At 71.5% G+C, this 18517-nt stretch carries 17 protein-coding genes; 6 read left to right on the top strand and 11 right to left on the bottom strand.

Features of this window, described 5'->3' with window-relative positions; translation table 11 throughout:
* Positions 1–23: 23 nt before the first annotated feature.
* On the bottom strand, positions 24–341 hold the full coding sequence (locus ACFO0C_RS09630) for a hypothetical protein (RefSeq protein ID WP_378066227.1): 318 nt from the start codon (positions 339–341) through the stop codon (positions 24–26).
* A 107-nt stretch (positions 342–448) separates the two neighbouring features.
* Between ACFO0C_RS09630 and ACFO0C_RS09625 the strand changes: the two genes are divergently transcribed.
* Positions 449–1240, top strand: a complete 792-nt coding sequence (locus ACFO0C_RS09625) for an alpha/beta fold hydrolase (RefSeq protein ID WP_378066226.1) — start codon at positions 449–451, stop codon at positions 1238–1240.
* Between the two features lie 135 nt (positions 1241–1375).
* Here ACFO0C_RS09625 and ACFO0C_RS09620 read toward each other — a convergent pair whose 3' ends face one another.
* Complete coding sequence (locus ACFO0C_RS09620; protein WP_378066225.1) at positions 1376–4138, bottom strand: helix-turn-helix transcriptional regulator; 2763 nt, start codon at positions 4136–4138, stop codon at positions 1376–1378.
* Between the two features lie 111 nt (positions 4139–4249).
* Between ACFO0C_RS09620 and ACFO0C_RS09615 the strand changes: the two genes are divergently transcribed.
* Positions 4250–4690: a hypothetical protein gene (locus tag ACFO0C_RS09615; RefSeq protein ID WP_378066224.1), complete on the top strand. Its 441-nt coding sequence runs from the start codon at positions 4250–4252 to the stop codon at positions 4688–4690.
* A gap of 49 nt (positions 4691–4739) precedes the next feature.
* On the opposite strand, the gene ACFO0C_RS09610 is transcribed toward ACFO0C_RS09615, so the two are convergent.
* Positions 4740–5576, bottom strand: a complete 837-nt coding sequence (locus ACFO0C_RS09610) for an LLM class flavin-dependent oxidoreductase (protein WP_378066223.1) — start codon at positions 5574–5576, stop codon at positions 4740–4742.
* A gap of 110 nt (positions 5577–5686) precedes the next feature.
* Positions 5687–6304: a VOC family protein gene (locus ACFO0C_RS09605; protein WP_378066222.1), complete on the bottom strand. Its 618-nt coding sequence runs from the start codon at positions 6302–6304 to the stop codon at positions 5687–5689.
* A gap of 259 nt (positions 6305–6563) precedes the next feature.
* On the opposite strand from ACFO0C_RS09605, the gene ACFO0C_RS09600 reads away from it, so the two are divergent.
* Positions 6564–7964 (top strand): family 2B encapsulin nanocompartment shell protein, encoded by a 1401-nt coding sequence (locus ACFO0C_RS09600; RefSeq protein WP_378066221.1) that lies wholly within the window; start codon positions 6564–6566, stop codon positions 7962–7964.
* A 1-nt stretch (position 7965) separates the two neighbouring features.
* The gene (locus tag ACFO0C_RS09595) at positions 7966–9186 is read left to right on the top strand and encodes a family 2 encapsulin nanocompartment cargo protein terpene cyclase (RefSeq protein WP_378066220.1); all 1221 of its coding nucleotides are present in this window, start codon (positions 7966–7968) and stop codon (positions 9184–9186) included.
* A gap of 66 nt (positions 9187–9252) precedes the next feature.
* On the opposite strand, the gene ACFO0C_RS09590 is transcribed toward ACFO0C_RS09595, so the two are convergent.
* Positions 9253–10299: an RNA-guided endonuclease InsQ/TnpB family protein gene (locus ACFO0C_RS09590; protein WP_378066219.1), complete on the bottom strand. Its 1047-nt coding sequence runs from the start codon at positions 10297–10299 to the stop codon at positions 9253–9255.
* 158 nt (positions 10300–10457) lie between these two features.
* Between ACFO0C_RS09590 and ACFO0C_RS09585 the strand changes: the two genes are divergently transcribed.
* On the top strand, positions 10458–11303 hold the full coding sequence (locus ACFO0C_RS09585; RefSeq protein ID WP_378066218.1) for a geranyl diphosphate 2-C-methyltransferase: 846 nt from the start codon (positions 10458–10460) through the stop codon (positions 11301–11303).
* A gap of 78 nt (positions 11304–11381) precedes the next feature.
* Here the strand turns inward: ACFO0C_RS09585 and ACFO0C_RS09580 are convergent, their stop codons facing one another.
* A complete protein-coding gene (locus ACFO0C_RS09580) occupies positions 11382–11816 on the bottom strand; it encodes an acyl-CoA thioesterase (protein ID WP_378066217.1) in 435 nt (144 codons plus the stop codon).
* Positions 11813–12445, bottom strand: a complete 633-nt coding sequence (locus tag ACFO0C_RS09575; RefSeq protein ID WP_378066216.1) for a TetR/AcrR family transcriptional regulator — start codon at positions 12443–12445, stop codon at positions 11813–11815. The genes ACFO0C_RS09580 and ACFO0C_RS09575 overlap by 4 nt, the downstream gene beginning before the upstream one ends.
* A 95-nt stretch (positions 12446–12540) precedes the next feature.
* On the opposite strand from ACFO0C_RS09575, the gene ACFO0C_RS09570 reads away from it, so the two are divergent.
* Positions 12541–13560 carry an arabinan endo-1,5-alpha-L-arabinosidase gene (locus ACFO0C_RS09570; protein WP_378066215.1) on the top strand — a complete coding sequence of 340 codons (1020 nt, stop codon included), beginning with the start codon at positions 12541–12543 and terminating at the stop codon, positions 13558–13560.
* Here ACFO0C_RS09570 and ACFO0C_RS09565 read toward each other — a convergent pair.
* From ACFO0C_RS09565 to ACFO0C_RS09550, 4 genes are all read right to left on the bottom strand, one after another.
* Positions 13554–13901 carry a hypothetical protein gene (locus tag ACFO0C_RS09565; RefSeq protein WP_378066214.1) on the bottom strand — a complete coding sequence of 116 codons (348 nt, stop codon included), beginning with the start codon at positions 13899–13901 and terminating at the stop codon, positions 13554–13556. The genes ACFO0C_RS09570 and ACFO0C_RS09565 overlap by 7 nt on opposite strands.
* Positions 13902–13960: 59 nt before the next feature.
* Positions 13961–15175 carry an alkaline phosphatase gene (locus tag ACFO0C_RS09560; RefSeq protein WP_378066213.1) on the bottom strand — a complete coding sequence of 405 codons (1215 nt, stop codon included), beginning with the start codon at positions 15173–15175 and terminating at the stop codon, positions 13961–13963.
* A 59-nt stretch (positions 15176–15234) separates the two neighbouring features.
* Positions 15235–17025 (bottom strand): hypothetical protein, encoded by a 1791-nt coding sequence (locus ACFO0C_RS09555; protein WP_378066212.1) that lies wholly within the window; start codon positions 17023–17025, stop codon positions 15235–15237.
* 335 nt (positions 17026–17360) lie between these two features.
* A complete protein-coding gene (locus ACFO0C_RS09550; protein WP_378066211.1) occupies positions 17361–18515 on the bottom strand; it encodes a hypothetical protein in 1155 nt (384 codons plus the stop codon).
* Positions 18516–18517: the final 2 nt, after the last annotated feature.

Here is an 18517-nt window from a genome sequence, read left to right as displayed (position 1 = left end):
AACCCGGCGGGCGATCTTGAGGGTTAGCCGTGTCTCCCCGAGGCGCGGCAGGGCCGTCGCGCCACCCGCTGACGGGCGACGTCGAGCTGCTGGTGCTCGGGCAGACGGGTGCCGTGCGCCGCCAGGTGCACCGTGGTCACCACCTCGACGGTGTCACCGGCCGGCAGGGTGATCCGCGACCCGGGCGGCGCCACCGTGTCCGGCGGGCAGAGCACCGTGAACCCGTCCGGCCGGCGGGCGATCACACACGGCCCGACGGGCACCGAACGCCGTCCCGGTGCCTCGACCCGGACGGTGCAGGCCTTGTCGACGTGCAGCAGAGCGAATTCGAGCCAGTTCACCCTTCCAAGATTGCCCGACGCGGCCGGATTCAACCCATGCCCCCTCCCCCGACTTCCCCTGCTTCAGCGCCTTCAGCGGTACGCCGGACGCGTGGCAGGATCACCGGGTGCCGTACTACCGCTCCCACGACGGCCTGCGCCTCTTCTACGACGTGGCCGGTGACGGGCCGCCGCTGGTGGCGCTCCCCGGTGGTCCCGGCATGGACGTGCGCTACCTCGGCGACCTCGGCGGCCTGTCGGCGACCCGCCGGCTGGTGCTGGCCGACGCGCGGGGCGGCGGCCGTTCGGAGGTGCCCGAGGACCGTTCTACGGTGTCGTTCACAGCACAGGCGCACGACCTGGAGGCGCTGCGCGAGCACCTGGGCCTGGACCGGCTGGACGTGCTGGCCCACTCGGCGGGGACACTCACCGCCCAGGAGTACGCCGTCACCCACCCGCACCGGGTCCGCCGCCTGATCCTGGTCACCCCGATCGGCCGGGCCGGCCGTGACATCGACCCGGCCGAGGTGGCCACGATCCGGGCCTCCCGATCGGCGGAACCCTGGTACCCGCAGGCGGCGGCCGCCCGCGGCCCGTTCGCGCAGGCGTTCATGGTCCCGTTCCACTGGCACCGCTGGACCCCGGAGCGCCGCACCGAATACGTGGCCGGCCACGCCAACCGCCACCCGTGGCTACGCGACGAGTTCTACGCCGGCGACGCCCACCCGGGGCCGGTGCTCGCCCCGGTACTGGTCCTGGCCGGCGCCTCGGACGGCATGATCGGCACCGCCCCGGCCCGGGTGGTGGCGGCCGCCCATCCGGACAGCCGATTCGAGCTGATGACCGAATCCGGTCACCGCCCCTGGGTCGAGCAGCCCGACCTGTTCCGCAAACTGGTCGACGACTTCCTGTCCGCCTGAACCCGGCGCCCGGCCCGCTCTCAGCCCGGCCAGGTCAGGGTCGGAACCGCGAGGCGTCGTCCAGCACCGGAACGCGGCCCGTTCCGCGGGGCCTACCCCCTACGGCGTCCTAGGAGGCTGGCCTGATTGCCGGAGTCAGACCGTAGCGGCGAGTTCGCGGCGGGAGGTGACGCCGAGCTTGGCGAAGATCTTGCGCAGGTGCCACTCGACGGTGCGCGGGCTGAGGAACAGGATCGCCCCGATCTCCGGGTTGGTCCGGCCCGCCGCGGCCAGCCGGACGATCTGGCCTTCCTGGGCGGTGAGCTCCTCCCGTACCCCCGGAGCTCTTTTGCGCACCGTCTCCCCGGTGGCGAGAAGCTCCCGCGAGGCCCGCCCCGCGAAGCCCTCCGCACCCATCGCCGCGAAGGCCTCGTGCGCGGGCCGCAACTGGAGCCGGGCGTCGGCCCGGCGGTTCTCCCGGCGCAGCCATTCGCCGTAGAGCAGCCGGGCGCGGGCCGTCAGCAGGTCGAGCGGGGTCGCCGCGAGCCGCGCGATCGCCTCCTGATACGACGCTTCAACGCCCGCCCCGGCACGATCGCCGCCTCGGGCAGGACCGTCGCCTCCGGAGACGGAGGACGTACCGGACTCGGCCGGGTGATCGCTTTCGGACTTGGCGTGGGTTGCGGTGAGTGCGTCGGCCAGCGCCCGCGTCCCCCGCGCCCATCCGCTTCCGGCTGCGTCGGCGCGGTCGGCGAGGCGGTCCCGCGCCGCCTTCGCAAGATCATCCTCATGGGTACGCGCAGCCGCTTCCACCAGCTCGCCGAGCCCCCACTGGAGGACGGCCAGATCGTCGTGCCCGGTGGCCTGCCGGGCGGCCGCCAGCGCGGCCGGATAGTCGCCGTGCCCGTTGTGCAGCACCGCCCGCGCGTACTCGGCGACGCCGATCAGCCAGCCGGCCCCACCGGCCGTGGCTTCGGTCCGTAGCGACGCGATCGCCTCCAGGGCGGGCCCGGTCTGCCCGCGGTAGGCGGCGAGGATCGCGGCAGTGGCCGGATGCGGTGCGGGCCCGAGGGCACCGGCCTCGCCGATCAGGTCGGACGCCTCCGCGAACCGTCCGCAATAGATCAGCGCGGTGGCCCGGAAGGTGAGCGCGCCCGGCAGGACTGCGAGCATCCCCTCGCGGCGGGCGAACGTGACCGCCTGCCCGGTGCGGGCCAGGAACGACACGTCGTCGAAGATCTCGTGCTCGGCCATCCCGGCGAGCCAGTGCAGGTCGAGGTCGTTCTCCGGGGTGACCGACGCCAGTGCCCGGCGGAACAGGGGCACGGCCGTCGCGTGCCCGTGCAGGACCCACGTGGTGAAGGCGGTGAGCAGCCGGCCGGCCGCTTCGTCACCGGGTGTCACCGTGCGGGCGGCGAGGGCGGCGCGGCGCAGGTCGTCGCCTCCGAGCCGGCCGGCGTTCACCGCCGCGCCGATCGCCGACAGGTAGGTGGCCCGTGCCGCCGGCGGGTCCAGCGTCTCCAGGCGGACAGCGGCCTCCAGCAGCGGGGTGACGGCGGCACGGCCGGAGATGACGGCGAACGCGACGCGGGCCCGGAGCCGTTCGATCCCGGCCTGCCGCACCGGGTCGTAGGGCCCGATCTCGGCCGCGGCGAGCAGTTCGGGGACGACGGCGAGCGAGCCGGACGCGAAACGGGCGCGGGCGGCGGCGAGGGTACGCCCAGCGCGCGCCTCCGCGTCGAGGGTGAGCTCGGCCGCCCGTTCCAGGAACGACGCCGCCGCGGCCCGCCCGCCCCGGGCCAGGGCACGGCCGGCGGACTGTTCGAGTTCGGCGGCGACCTCCTCGTCCGGCCCGATCGCGGCGTGCGCCCGGTGCCAGGCCCGCCGGTCGGGGTCACGCTCACCGTCGGTGACCTCGGCGAGGGCGTGATGCACGGCGCGCAGGTCGGCGGGCCCGGCCGACCGGTGGCCGGCGGACCGGACCAGCGGGTGGCGGAACCGGACCCGGGCGCCGAACTCGACGAGGCCGGCCTCCTGCAGCGGGGCCGCCGCCTCGGGGCCGATGCCGAGCCGGGCGGCGGCCCGCCAGAGCAGCGGCACGTCACCGACCGGTTCGACGGCGGCGGCCAGCAGCAGGGTGCGCGAGCCGGCGGGCAGCGCGGCGATGCGGCGGGCGAAATTGTCCTCGACCCGGCCGGCGACCGTGGTGCTCTGCCCGCCGAACCCGAAGGCGATCTCGGCCGGGGTCAGGTCGCGGGGCAGTTCGAGGAGGGCGAGCGGGTTGCCGCGGGTCTCGGCGACGATCCGGTCGCGGATGCGGGCGTCGACCAGGCCGGGCAGCACGGTGTCGAGCAGGGCCCGGGCTTCGGGGTCCGGCAGTCCCTCCACGTTCAGGCCGGGCAGTCCGGGGAGCAGGTCGCCGCGTACCGCGAAGATCAGGGCGACCGACTCGGAGTCCAGACGGCGGGCCACGAACGTGAGGATGACCTCGGACATCCGGTCCAGCCACTGGGCGTCGTCGACCACGCAGATCAGCGGTTGCCCGGCGGCCGCCTCGGCGAGCAGGCCGAGCACCGCCAGCCCGATCACCAGGCCCTCCGGCGGGCGGCCGCTGCTCAGGCCGAACGCGGTGGACAGCGCGTCCCGCTGCGGTTCGGGAAGCCGGTCGAGGTGTTCCAGCAGCGGGGCGCACAGTTGCTGGAGGGCCGAGTAGGCGAGCTCGGTCTCCGGCTCCACCCCGGCCGAGCGGATCACGCGGCCGGCCGGGGCGTGCCCGGTCAGGTAGTCGATCAGCGCGGTCTTGCCGACGCCGGCCTCGCCACGCAGCACCAGGACACGGCTGTGACCGGCCCGGACGTCACGGAGCAGCCGGTCGAGCATCTCCCGCTCGCGGTGCCGGCCCCGCAGTTCGAGTCCCACGTCGTACCTCTCCCCGGCGTTGTCCGCCCGGCGTCGGACACTACCGGGCCAGGGTGTCGGCCAGGGTTCCACCCGGGTTCGACGGGGCCCGGATCCGGCGAGGCTCGTCACATGGCAACGATCCACTTCCACAAGACCATGTCGGTGACGCCGGAGCAGTTCGTCGCCGCGATCACCGACTTCGGCCCGGGCCGGTCGAAGATCTTCGGCAACAGCGCCGACGAGTTCCTGAAGGTGCACGACCTGGGCCCGGCGCACGCCGACGTGACCGAGGGGTCGGGCGGCGTCTGGGAGCGGCTGAGCTACGACTGGTCGGACCCGTACCGCGTGGTGATGCGGACCACCGACTCCAACGTGTGGGGCGGGGCGTCGGGACACACGTACCACCTGACCCGGCGACCGGACGGCACGACGGCGCTGGAGGCCGTCGTGGTGCGGGAGGGCCGGAATCTCAAGGGCCGGATCGTCGGGCTCCTGCTCGGCACGGTGGCGAAGCCGTTCCTCGGCAAGGCCCTCGACCAGACCATCAGGGCCGTCGAGGCCCGGTACTGACGTGGTGGTCCCACGGCCCGGATGATCCGGGCCGTGGGACCGGGTGCGGTCAGAACACGGCCGCGGCCAGGTGCCCGACCTGCTGCGGGAAGTCGCCCCAGCAGTAGAGGACCAGTTCGTCGGCGCCGAACTCGCGGTGGGCGGCGACCGTGTCGGCGATCTCCGCCGGGTCGCTGATCGGTGTGCCCCAGCCGGGCCGGCCGGTGAAGGCGTAGTAGCCGGCCACGTCGCTGCGGGCCTGTTCGATCGACGCGGCGCTGCCGGCGGCGACGTTGATCTGGGTCACCAGCCGGGGCCGCCCGGGACGTCCGGCCTCGGTCCACTGCTCGCGGACCGTGTCGACGAGCGGACCGGCCCAGTTCAGTGGGGCCGCGCAGAGGAATCCGTCGGCGTACCGGGCGACCCGGCGCAGCGCGGCCGGGGCGAAACCGCCGATGAGGATCGGCGGGCCGCCCGGGGTGGCCGGCCGGGGACCGATGATCGTCTCCCGGTACGGCTCCCCGTCCCAGATCCGCCGCAGCGCGGTCAGCCGCTCGTCGAGCAGGCGACCGCGCTGTCCGATCGGTGTCCCGGCGGCCCGGTGGTCGTCCTCCCGGCCGCCGACGCCGACGCCGAGCACGAACCGGCCACCGGACATCCGGTCGAGGGTGGCGACCTGTTTGGCCAGCAGAGCCGTCTCCCGCAGCGGCGCCAGCAGCACCTCCGTCTGGAGACGGATGGTGCGGGTGGCGCCGGCGAGGACGGCGAGCGCGGTCAGCGGCTCGGGGTTGTGATAGGTGAGACGGTCCAGCAGAGCGAGAGTGCTGAAGCCGTGCGCCTCGGCGGCGCGAGCCCAGTCGGGCAGTAGCTCGGGGGCGCCGACGGGCAGACCGAGACCGATTTCCATGACGAACCTTTCGAGAAGGTGGGCAGCAACAAGTGCGCCGCCGGCTCCTCCTCGGTTCGTCGAGGTCGCCGGTCCATCTGCGACATGTTTCTCGGACCGGCGATTCGGGCTCAGGCCATCCTAGCGAACCCGGCGGACCGGGCCATGTGCGCGGCGTACCAGGACGGCCAGTCCTCGTCGTGCCGGCCGTCGAGGACGGTGGCCTCGTACTGGCCGTGTGCGGTGGCCGCGTCCCGCAGGGCAGCCTCGACGGCGGCGACCGAGTCGTAGACGACGTGGCTGATCCGGCCGGGACGGCGTTCGGTGACCTCCTGGAGGAAGAACTCGTTGCCGTCCGGGTCGGTGAAGGACAGGAACGAGCCGTACGACTGGCGCCCGGGGTGCGGGCCGCCGACCCGGCCGGTGGTCCCGGCGTGGTGGAAGACCCCGCCGGCGTCGTGGAAGACCTCACTCACCGGTACGCCGTGGGCGGCCAGGTGATCGTGTGCGGCGACGATGTCGTCGACGATCAGGTGGACGCCCCGGGACGAGCCGGGTGCGGCCTCGGTCACGCCGGTGCCGATGATGATCGACGCGGCCGAGCCGGGCGGGGTGAGGTGCACGACCCGGAATCCGTCCGGGCCGGTGAAGTCGACGTCCTCGCGGAAGCCGATGCCCTTGTAGAAGTCACGGGACCGGTCCACGTCGGCGACCGGCAGCACCACGACCTCGATCTTGAAGTCCACCATCGTCAGCTCCCTCGGCTGGTTTGCCTACGGGAACGACTGTCACTCGCACACCCCCGGGTTCGCCCCAGGGTGAGTCCCTGGCCGATACCCGGGCCAGGGCAGGGGGATGAGGCGCGGAACCTCCATGGTCACGGATCCCCGGGCGGAAAGTTCGCTCTTCTACAAAAACCGCCAAAGCCGCCGTGAGCTGGGATAAAACGGGCTAGACGTAAGCCTTATTCTGGGATGAAACGGGGCGTTGATCATCGTGACGAGTTCAGTGAAGCCTGCGAAGACCCGTGAAGAGCAGGATCAGGAGTACCAGCAGAGCCTCAGCACCATCGCTGCGCGGAACCTGACCCACACCACCAAGTCCGTCCCGCAGATGCAGGAGATCACCTCCCGATGGCTGCAGCGCAAACTGCCCTGGGTCGAGGTGAAGGGCGGCGCCTACCGGGTCAACCGGCGGATGACCTACCGCCTCGGCGACGGCCGGCTGACCTTCACCAACACCGGGTCCTCGGTGCAGGTGGTGCCGGCCGAACTGCGCGAGATCGCCATCCTGGCCGGGATCGAGGACGAGGAACTGCTGCGCGCCATAGCCGATCGATTCGTCCAGCAGGAGTACCAGCCGGGCCAGGTGATCGTCGAGTTCGGCTCGGTCGCCGACAACCTCTACCTGATCGCGCACGGCAAGGTGGACAAGGTCGGCGTCGGGGCGTACGGCGACCCGGTCAGCCTGGGTGTGCTCGCCGACGGGGAGAAGTTCGGCGAGCAGGTCCTGGTCGCCGACGACCCGATCTGGGCGTACACCGCCAAGGCGATGACCGCGGTCACCATCCTGGCACTGCCCCGGTCGGCGTTCGCCGAGCTGACGTCACGCAGCGAATCCCTGCGCGCCATCGTCGACGGGTTCCGGGACAAGAGCCGCCGCCCGCAGAACAAACACGGGGAGGCGGAGATCGCCGTCGCGTCCGGCCACTCCGGCGAACCCACCCTGGCCGGTACGTACGTCGACTACGAGACGAACCCGCGCGAGTACGAACTGAGCGTCGCGCAGACCGTGCTCAAGATCCACACCCGGGTCGCGGACCTCTACAACGAGCCGATGAACCAGGTGGAGCAGCAGCTGCGGCTCACCGTCGAGGCACTGCGCGAGCGCCAGGAGTACGAACTGGTCAACAACCGCGAGTTCGGCCTGCTGCACAACGCCGACCTGCGGCAGCGCATCCACACCCGCAGCGGCCCGCCCACCCCGGACGACCTCGACGAACTGCTCAGCATGCGGCGCAGCACCCGGTTCTTCCTGGCACACCCGCAGGCGATCGCCGCGTTCGGGCGCGAATGCACGAAGCGGGGCATCTACCCGCCGCCGGTGGACATGGACGGGCACACCGTACCGTCGTGGCGGGGTGTCCCGATCCTGCCGTGCGGCAAGATCCCGATCAGTCACACGCACACGACGTCGATCATGGCGATGCGGGTCGGGGAGTCCGACCAGGGCGTGATCGGCCTGCACCAGACCGGGCTGCCGGACGAGTACCAGCCGGGGCTCAACGTGCGGTTCATGGGCATCAACGATCAGGCGATCATGTCGTACCTGGTCAGTGCCTATTACTCGGCGGCGGTGCTGGTGCCGGACGCGCTCGGCATCCTCGACCACGTCGAGCTCTCACACTGACATGTCTGTCATTTCCGACATGCGCGGCGCGCCGCCGCGCGATCTGCGCGCTCTCCTGTCCGGCCTGGGCTCGTCCAGCCTGGGGACGTCCGGGCTGGGGACGTCCGGGCTGGGGACGTCCGGGCTGGGGACGTCCGGGCTGGGGACGTCCGGGCTGGGGACGTCCGGGCTGGGGACGTCCGGGCTGGGGACGTCCAGGCCGGGACCGGGTTCCGCCGGGCTGGGGATGTCCGCCGCCCGGGCCTTTCTCGGTCCGCTGATCGAGCCTCCCCGCGACGACCAGCTGTTCTGCCCCGACGCGATCAGGGACGACCCGGTCCTGGGCGATCGGGTCGACGACCAGCTGGTCGCCTGGGCCAAAAAAGTCGGGATTTATCCGGGACGGCACGACAAACTGCGATCCTATGGATTCGGCAGGTTCATGATGCTCGCCCATCCCGCAGTCAACGATCCCGACCGCCTGCTCATGGCCACGAAATGCCTGGTCGCCGAGTGGGCGGCGGACGACTACTACGTCGACGAGGTCGAACTGGGCGCCGACCCGGCGGTCGTCGGCTCCCGGCTGGCCCGCCTGATCTCGGTCGTCGACCCCGCCCAGATGGTCCCGCGATACGCCACCGACATGGACGAATACCACCGCCTCCAACCGATCTCGGAGGCGTTCCGCACCGCCATGGAGCACTTGGCCGCCTACGCCTCGACGGCACAGCTGGGCCGTTTCCAGCACCAGATGGCGATCCTCTTCCTGGCCTGGACACAGGAGGCGGACTGGCACGTCAACCGGCGCACCCCGCCGGTCTGGGAGTACCTCGTCCAGCGACACCTCAACAGCTACCTGCCACCGATGATCCTCGTCGACGTGCTGGCCGGCTACGAACTGTCGGCCCACGAGTTCTACCACCCGGACGTACGGCGCGCGCTCACCACTGCCGGCAACGCCGCGGTGCTGGTCAACGACCTGCACTCCGGCCCCGCCGAATCGGACACCGACTTCAACCTGCCACGAGTCCTGGCAGTCAACGAGAACCTGAGCCACCGGGAGGCGATGGCCCGCACCGTAGAGATCCACAACGAGCTGATGCACACCTTCGTCGGGCTGGCCACCCAGCTCAGCACCGCCGGATCGCCGAACATGCGGCGGTTCCTCGCGGACATCTGGGCCTGGCTCGGCGGCAGCCGCCGGTGGCACGCCACCACCGGCCGATACAACCACAGGAGCTGACGTTGACATCTCCCCGCCCTGAAAGGGGCGGGGACTCCACCGGGTCGCCCCAGAGTGTTTCCTGTTTCATCGCCGACTGCCCGCTCGGGAGGAGGTTCCCCGTTGAGGTCTGACATCAGCTCCACAGGCCGTCACCGCCAGCCCGGCGGCCAGAATGTTACGGGCCGCGTTCACGTCCCGGTCGTGCCTCGTCCCACAGCCGGTGCAGGTCCACTCCCGCACCGACAGCGACATCTTCTCCGCCCGGATCCCGCATACCGAACACAGGCGGGTCGACGGATACCACCGCGGCACCGGAATCAGCGTCCGCCCGGCTTCCTCGGCCTTGTATTCCAGCAGGGTGCGGAACATACGCCAGGACGCGTCGCTGATCGCCCGCGCCAGACGATGATTGCGGACCCGCGCCTTCTCCCGATTCCGGGAACCCTTCTCCTTCCGCGCCAACTCCCGCTGCGCCCGCGCCAGAGCGGCACGTTCGCGGCGTTCCTGCCGCGGGTTGCCGACCGGCTCGCCGTCCGACAGCGTCAACAGCCGGTTCAACCCGGCATCGATCCCGACCATCTTCGCGGTGGCCGGGGCGGTGGCAGCGGGCCTGGTGACCTTCAGAGAGACGAACCAGCGGCCGGCCGGGTCCTGCGACACCGTGACCGTCTTCGGCACCGCACCGTCGGGCAACGGCCGCGACCACACCACATCCAAAGGTGCGTCCATCAGCTTGGCCAGCCGCAACTCGCCGTCGCGGTAGGTGAAGGCACTGCCGGTGAACTCCGCCGACCGTCGCGACTTCTTCTTCGACTTGAACCGCGGATAGCGGGCCTCGCCGGTGAAGAACCTGGTGTAGGCGGTATCGAGATGTCGCAGCGCCTGCTGCAACGGCACACACGACACCTCATTCAGGAACGCGAACTCAGCGGCCTGCTTCCACCCGGTCAGCAACGACGACGTCGCACCGTACCCAAGCGTCTCCTGCCGCTGCTGCCACGCATCCCGCCGGGCCTGCAACCCCAGGTTGTAGACCAACCGCACACACCCGAACGTCCGTACCAACAGGTCAGTCTGAGCCGGGGTCGGATAGAAGCGGTACCGGTAACCGCGCTCCACACCCTCGACCATCCACAGAGGATAGAACACCCGTACGAAAGCTCATCCGCCGGGTCGGCCGTCCTGACGCCGATCCGTCTCGGCGGCGGATCGGTTACCCGTGCCCTGCTCCGCAGGGCATTCCGTTTCCTCCCCGGCCCGAAGGCCGGAATATCCACGAAGGGAATCTGATGACCAGCACGATCCTCCGCACCGACTTCGAGAAGTCCGTCGCCGCGTACTGGAACACCAACCGGGACGACCCGGTGAATCTGCGCCTCGGCGAGGTCGACGACCTCTACCACCACCACTACGGGATCGGGCCCTACGACCCGTCGATCCTCGACGGCCCGGCCGACACCCGTGAGCAGCGGATCATCGCCGAGTTGCATCGCCTGGAGAGCGCGCAGGCCGACCTGCTGCTCGACCATCTCGGCCCGATCGGCCCGGAGCAGCTGATCCTGGACGGTGGCTCCGGTCGGGGCGGCACCAGCATCATGGCGCACCAGCGGTTCGGCTGCGAGGTCGACGGCGTGTCCATCTCTGAATACCAGGTCGGCTTCGCCAACGAGCAGGCCGCGCGGCGCGGCATAGCCGACAAGGTCCGCTTCCACTTCCGCAACATGCTGGAGACGCAGTTGCCCGGCAACACCCGGCAGGCGATCTGGACCAACGAGACCACGATGTACGTCGATCTCTTCGACCTGTTCGCCGAGTTCGCGCGGCTGCTGCGCTTCGGTGGCCGCTACGTGTGCATCACCGGCTGCGCCAACGACGTGACCGGCCTGCGCTCCAAGGCGGTGAGCCGGATCAACGAGCACTACACGTGCGACATCCACCCGCGCAGCCAGTACTTCAAGGCCCTGGCGGCCAACGGCCTCGTCCCGATCAACGTCGTCGACCTGACCGCCGCGACCATCCCCTACTGGGAACTGCGCGCGAGGTCCGAGGTCGCCACCGGCATCGAGGAGCCGTTCCTGACCGCCTACCGGGAGAACAGCTTCCACTACCTGCTGATCGCCGCCGACCGGATCTGACCGACCGTTGATCTTGCCCGGCCGGCTGCCACCGCCGCCTCGAACAAGCGGAGGCGATGGTGACAACCAGCCGGGCCGTCACTCGATCAGGGCCGCGGCCAGACCCCGGGCGTGCTCGGTCCACGGGGCCGGGCGCATCGTCGCCGGGTCGAGGCGGATGTTGACCCGGCGGCCCTCGGCGTAGACGGCGGAGCCGTCGAGTGAGGTCACCCGGAACCGGTAGTCGGCGCTCGTCGTGCCGAGTTTGGCGAGCCAGAAGTGCACGGCGATGTCGCCGACCGAGGTCACCGGGCGGTGGAAGGTGATCGCATACTCGCGGACGGCGTTGAACGCGTCGGGTGACGTGGGGCGGCCGTCGGCGAACGAGACACCCCGCTCGGCCCACCACTGGGAGACGGCCCGCTCGACGAGGACGGCGTAGCGGGAGTTGTGCAGGATGCCCATGGCGTCCAGGTCGTCGAAGTGCACCGGTGTGCGCTCGACGGCGCCGTGGGAGACGGTCAGGGTGGTCACATCGGCTCCGGAAGGATCGTGGGGTCGGTGGCGACGGCGCGCAGGTGCTCCAGCAGGGAGCGGCGGGCCTGGCGGCAGGTGGTCTCGGTGCCGAGGACGGGGGACTGCATGACGGCGCAGACCCCGAGCGCCTCGATCTGGTAGGCGAGCTGCCCCGGGTCGACGCCGGCCGGCAGGTCGCCGATCGTGACGGCCTCGGCGGCGAGCCCGGTCAGGAACGTCATCCAGTCGGTCAGCTCGGCGGCGAGCCGGTCCCGGACGACGCCGGGCCGGGCGTTGAACTCGAAATGGGCGTTGGCGAAGAAGCAGCCGCCGGGCAGCACCCCGGCCTCGTAGAAGGCGAGCCGGCTGTCGTGCACGGCCCACAGCCGGCGCACCCCGGGTGGGGCGGTCATGGCCGGGCGGATGACCTGCTCGGTCCACTGGGCCCGGGCCTGGTCGACGACGGCGAGCTGCAGTGCCTCCTTGGACCGCCAGTGTGCGAACAGCCCGGATTTGCTGACCCCGAGCGCGTCGGCGACCTGGCTGAGGGACAGCCCGTCGAGCCCGGACACGGTCGCGAGGAGCAGCGCCTGCTCGAGCACCGCGCTGCGGGTTCGCTCGCCTCGCACCAGCCTGCCGTCGGTCATGCCCCCGAACCTACAAAACGACCGACCGTTCGTAAATATAAACCGGGTCACACCGGAGGGTTGACGCATGGATTGTGATCGTTAACATCTTGGCAATGTCCGTGAATCCGCGGCTCGTCCGCCGCACTGCCCTGGTCGCTGCCGTAGTGGTTGCCGCCCTGGTAGCGGGCATCGTGGTGCTGCGGGCGCTCCACGGGGGTGCGCCCGCAGCCGGACCCGCCGCCCCGGCTCGGCCGAGTGCCTACCCGGAGCCGGCATTCGTGCTCGGTGACGACGGCGTGCACGACCCGACGATGGTCCGCAAGCCGGACGGCGGTTACCTGCTGGCGCACACCGGTGACAATCTGCGCCTGAAGACCTCGACGGACCTGAGCACCTTCACCGACGCGGGCGCGGTCTTCCCGGACGGCGCGGCGTGGACCACCACGTTCACCAAGGGCAGCACCGCACTGTGGGCGCCGGACATCTCGTTCCACGGCGGGCGCTACTACCTCTACTACTCGGCGTCCACCTTCGGGTCGAACCGGTCGGCGATCTTCCTGGCCACCAGCGCCACCGGCGAGTCCGGGAGCTGGACCCACGAGGGCCTGGTGATCGAGAGCGGACCCGGGTCGGACTACAACGCCATCGACCCCAACCTGTACGTCGACGACACCGGCCGCTGGTGGCTGACGTTCGGATCGTTCTGGACCGGGATCAAGCAGATGTCCCTGGACCCGGCGACCGGCCGCCCGTCACGTGCACCGGCGAGCCTGACCGCCCTGGCCACCCGGGGTGACACCGCGATCGAGGCGCCGTACCTGGTCAAGCACGGCGACCACTACTACCTGTGGGTGTCGTTCGACGCCTGCTGCAAGGGCGCGGCCAGCACCTACCGGACCATGGTGGGGCGGTCCACCAGCCCGGAGGGCCCGTTCACCGACCGCGACGGCACCCCGATGACGGCGGGCGGGGGCACCGAGGTCCTGTCCGGTCACGGGGCCGTGCACGGCCCCGGGCATCCGGCGGTCCTCGACGACCTGCTGATCTACCACTACTACCCGGACAGCGGCTCCTCGCTGCTGGGCCTCAACCACATCGGTTACGACGCCGACGGATGGCCGTTCGCCTACTGAGGCAGCCAGGTGGTGAAGGTCTGCGGGGCCACCCACCAGTAGTAGGCGAGCTGACCGGCGAGGACGACACCCATCGCCGCCTGGACGCCGCCGTTGCGGGCCAGTTCGTGCCGGCGGCGGCTGTCGCCGGCACGCCGGGAGCGGGCCGTGTTGACGACGGCCTGGACGAACAGGATGGCCGGGAGCACCAGGTAGGCGGCGCCGAGCGGGTTCATCGTCGCCCGGCCGGTGGCCACGGCGACGGCCAGCGCCGCCGCGCCGAGCAGATAGACGGCGAGCAGGGCCCGCGAGACATGCGCGGCGATCTGCTGCCACAGCGGTACGGTCCGCACCTCATCCATCGGGTGTCCCTTCTCACGGGTTCCGGCGATGCGGTGTACCCCGGGACGGACGGGAGGGTTCAGGGCGCCAGAAGCGGGGCGAGGACCTCGTGGACGTACGTGTTCGGGTGCTTGCCGGTGAACCGGTCGGCGAGCGGCCCGTAGGCGGAGACCGGGACGTCCTGTGCGGTGTGCCCGGTGGTGGTCCACTCCATGACGAACGTCAGTTTCGTGCCCTTGACCGGGAACGGCCCGTCCTCGCCGGGGTTGCCGGCCGGGTCCTCGACGGCCAGGCCGCCGGTCTCGTGGTCGCCGGTGACGATCACGAGGGTCCCCGGGTGGGCCGCGGCGAACGACTGCGCGACGGCGACGGTCCGGTCCAGCTCCCCCATCGCCTGGAGGACGCGGCGACCGTTGTTGGCGTGCGCGAACTCGTCGATCGCCTCCTCCTCGACGAACAGGAAGAAGCCGTCGGGGTCGGTGGACAGGGTGCCGAGCGCCTTCTGTGTCATGGTGGCGAGGCTGACCGGCGGTTCGTAGACGTCGCCGTCCTGCTGGAACATCTCCTCGTTGGCGAACAGCCCGAGCAGCTTGCCGGGTCCGGCCGCGGCCAGCTGGCCGGCGGTGGAGACGTACTGGTAGCCGGCCCGACCGGCGGCGGCGATCAGGTCGCCCTCGGTGCCGAGGCTGGCCTCGGTGGGGTCGGCCGCCGGGTGGTCGGGGTGGGCGCCCGCCCTGCCCGCGGGCAGCCACCAGTCCTCGCCGCCGCCGAGGATGACGTCCGGCTGGGACACCTCCAGGTATTGGCGGGCGATGTCGTCCTCGGCGTTGCGGTCGGTGGAGTTGGCGAAGAAGGCGGCCGGGCTGGCGTCGGTGACCTGCGAGGTGGTGACCAGTCCGGTGGCCCGGCCGGCCCGCTTGGCCTCGATGCCCAGGGTGGGCAGCGCCTTGCCGTGGGTGTCGACACTGATCGCGCCGTTGTAGGTGCGCTGCCCGGTGGCCCAGGCGCTGGCCCCGGCGGCCGAGTCGGTGACCGCCGAGGCCGGGTCGGCGGGGCTGGTGGTGAGTTGGCCGGTGCAGAGGAACCGGTCCATCGCGAGGCTGCCGTCCGGTCCGGCCAGGAAGAGGCGGCCGGCTTCGCGGTGGGCGGCCGCCATGCCGTCCCCGTTGATGAAGATGACGTTGCGGACCGCCGGGGCGACTCCCTCGGAGGCCGCGGCCGGCGGCTTCTTCAGCAGGTACAGACCGGTGAGGGCGAGGAGACCGGCGATCACCGGTACAACCAGTTTGCGCACGATACGCACGGTACGCGGCCGACCTGTGCGCCACGGCCGGCCCGCCGCGGGGGTACCTCCTAGGAGGCGAGCCCGGCCGGTGCCCCGAGCACCGCGGTGAACAGCGCGGTACGGCCGGCCGGCCGCCGGGCCCGGAGCAGATCGGGCAGCGCGGGGTCGTCCTCGTCCAGCAGGACGGCCAGGGCCGCGAACACGCGCAGGTCGTCCGGCTCGATCGTGGTGACGGTCCCGCCGAGGTCGAGGAACTCCTGCCGCACCCGGTCGCTGACCGGGCCGGCCGGCCACTCGCCGTTGCGGAGCAGGATCGCCCGGCGCCGGCTGACCGCGGGGTCGAGGCCGGCCAGGCCGCGCAGCCGGGACAGACGGGCCTGGACGGCCCGTGCTCCGGGATGCGCGAGTCCGCGGAAATACCAGTGGGTCTCGTCCCGCGACTCCGCGTCCAGGGTCTCGCAGAGCCAGGCGTGCGCGGACGGGCTGCCCTGCTCGGGCGGCCGGACCGTGAACCGGCCGTCGCCCCGCTCGATCGCCCAGGCCCGCAGCCCGGCCGTCAGCAGCCCGGGCATAGCCGCGTCCTCGGTGCGCGGGTCCAGCGCGGCCGTCACGTCGGCCTCGGCGGCCAGCCGGTCGAGGCGCCCGGCGAGCCGGGACAGGTGCTCGCCGGCGGCCGGGAGCGGCGCCGGCGCCCCGCTCTCCCGGTGTGCGGCGAGGTCGGTGAGCCCGATGACCTCGTCGCGGGCCAGGCAGTACCGGACGTGTTCGTCGGCACGTTCGATCAGCTCCCGCGGCGTACGGTCGAGGGCGCCGTCGAACGCCTCCGGCCGGATCGGCCAGGTCGGATAGGGCGGCGTGAACGCGGCCGCCTCGAAGAGCGGCGCGAACCGGGCGGCGATCAGCCGCTCGGCGAGCTCCCGGGACGGCAGCCGACGCAGGTGCGTCTCCTGCCGGAGACGGCCGCCGGGGGTGCCCGGCCGGACCCGCTCCCACGAGGCGGGGAGACAGACGATCACGGTCACCGTCCGGAACAGCTTCTCCCGCAGGTCCAGCAATCCGCGGCCCAGGTCGGAGACGATCACGGGGGTACGGCCGGAGTCGCTCTGGGCCAGGACGACGTCGATCTGGTCGGCCGCCACCATGCTCGGGCCGGTCAGGGCGAGCAGCCGGGAGATCTCCACGGCGATGTCCTGCTCGGACTTGCCGACCCGGGGCAGCCCCCACTGCTCGGCGTCGGCGGGTGCCGGGTCGGCCAGCGACAGCAGCCAGGTCTCCCCCAGGTCGGCGACGTCGGTGTCGGCCGCCGCCAGCAGGACCAGCGCCCGCAGGGTGAACCGGCAGTCCCGCCCGGCCTCCGGGTCGGCGGTCCGGACCCCGGTCACGAACGCGTCGAGCGCCTCCGGGGTGAGCGGCGCCTGCCCGCGGATCTGCCGGCGCAGCGTGGTGGGGAGCTCGGCGCGCTCACCGAGCCGCTCCAGGAACATGGCGAGCTGGGTGTGCCGGTAGTGGCCGGAGCGCCGCAGCCCGCGCAGCAGGGTGTGCACGATGCCGGGCCAGAAGGCTCGGCCGTCGGCGACGCCCATCAGGAAGAAGTAGCCCTCGCGCTGCTGGACCTGCTCGCGGGCCCAGCGCAGCAGGTGCGTCCGGCCGGAGCCGCGCCGGCCCTCGACGACCAGGCCCAGCGGGCTGCCGGTCCGGCGCGCCTCGGCCTCCTCGAACGCGGTCAGCACCGCCGTCCCGGCGGTCTCGTTGAGCTCGCCGAGGTGCACGTCGACGTCGGTCCACACATCCTCGGGGGTCGGCGCCCGGTCCAGGCGCCGCAGCTCGGTCAGCGCCCGTCGCTGGTCGTGCTCGATCACGCGCGGCCGATCACCGGCGGGTCGGCGATCACAAACATGTCGACGATCATGAATGCGACCTCCGAATGATCGATCAACGAATCGCACCTGGCATGAATCATTACCGGATTCGATGAAATCGCCATCATTCATCGGATGTCCGCTATCCGATTCACACGCACGCCGGTAAGTCCATTGACACTCGACGAACGAGCGGGCGCCCCCGTGGATCGGGGACGCCCGCGCCGTTGACCACCGCATTCAGCCCGGCGGTCGCGCCGGGGCCCGGTGTCCCCGACACCTCGCGTGGTGGCTCACGGTTCGTCCTTCCGGCCGTACGAAATGAATGTTCTTGATCAGCACCAGGTCAGCGTGGAGTTCGTCCGGGTGACGTTGCTGACGGTGTTGTTGCTGCCGGTGCAGGGGCTCCAGCGGATGTTGGTGTTGCTGACCGTGAGGTTCTGGAAGCGGATGCCGGACGACGGCGCGAACTCGGTGCGGGCCGCGATGCGGATCTCGCCGCCGCCGCTGACCGTTCCGGAGACACCGGCGACGACGACGTTGTAGCAGTTCTCGACCAGGATCGAGTTGTTGCCGGTGTTGGCGATGTCGACCCGGTCGATGGTCGCGCCGCCGCTCTCCGAGACGCAGAAGACACCGCGGCCGCCGCCACGGGCCTTGACCGTGCCGACCTTGATGTTGTTGGGGTAGGAGCTGCCGACCCGGCCGTTGCGGTTGGCCATCCGGAACGCGGCGTAACCGGTGCCGGCGCCCGCGTTGTCGGCGTCGACAGTGCCGACGGTCGCGTTGATCGTCTGGTTGAGCAGAAGGCCGGACTCGCCGACGCTACGGGCGGTGACGGTGCCGATGGTGATGCCGTCGACGCCGTAGGTCTCCATCGCGTGCGAGCTCGCGCCCTGGACGTAGACGCTGTCGACCCGGACGTTGCGGGTCCACTGGCTGGTGTCGCCGCGGTTGTCGATGCGGACGCCCAGGCCGGCGCCGAGCCGCATGTCGATCTGGCCCAGCCACACGTTGGTGACGTTGCGCATGAAGATGCCGTAGATCGGGCTGCCGGTGACGTTGAGGTACGGCACCTCGATGTTGCTGACGCCGCGGGCGTAGACCGGGGCGTAGTCGCCGCTGCCGGAGCCGGTCACGTTGATCGTGCCGCACACCGACAGTGACGTGTAGCTCGCGAGGGAGATGCGGCTGCCGGCCGACATGGTGCCGTTGCCGCGGACGACGACCCGCTGGATCGAGGTACGGCCCGCGGTGAGGCTGCCGATGCCGGCCTGGACCGCGGCGCGGAAGTCGGTGCCGGTGTAGACGGCGGAGCCGGCCGCGTTGCGGGCGGTCCAGGTGCTGCCGCTGACGGTCACCTGGGACTGGAAGGTGCCGTCGCCGCAGGCCGCGGCCGACGCCTGCTGGAGGCCCAGCGCGGCACCGGCTCCGGCGAGGACGGTGGTGAGGATCGCGGTGAGAGCGACCCGGAGGGAACGGGATCTCATGG

The organism is Actinoplanes subglobosus, assembly GCF_042650585.1.
Lineage (GTDB): Bacteria > Actinomycetota > Actinomycetes > Mycobacteriales > Micromonosporaceae > Actinoplanes > Actinoplanes subglobosus.
Note: the sequence above shows the minus strand (reverse complement) of the source record. Positions and strands in the feature narration are given on the sequence as shown.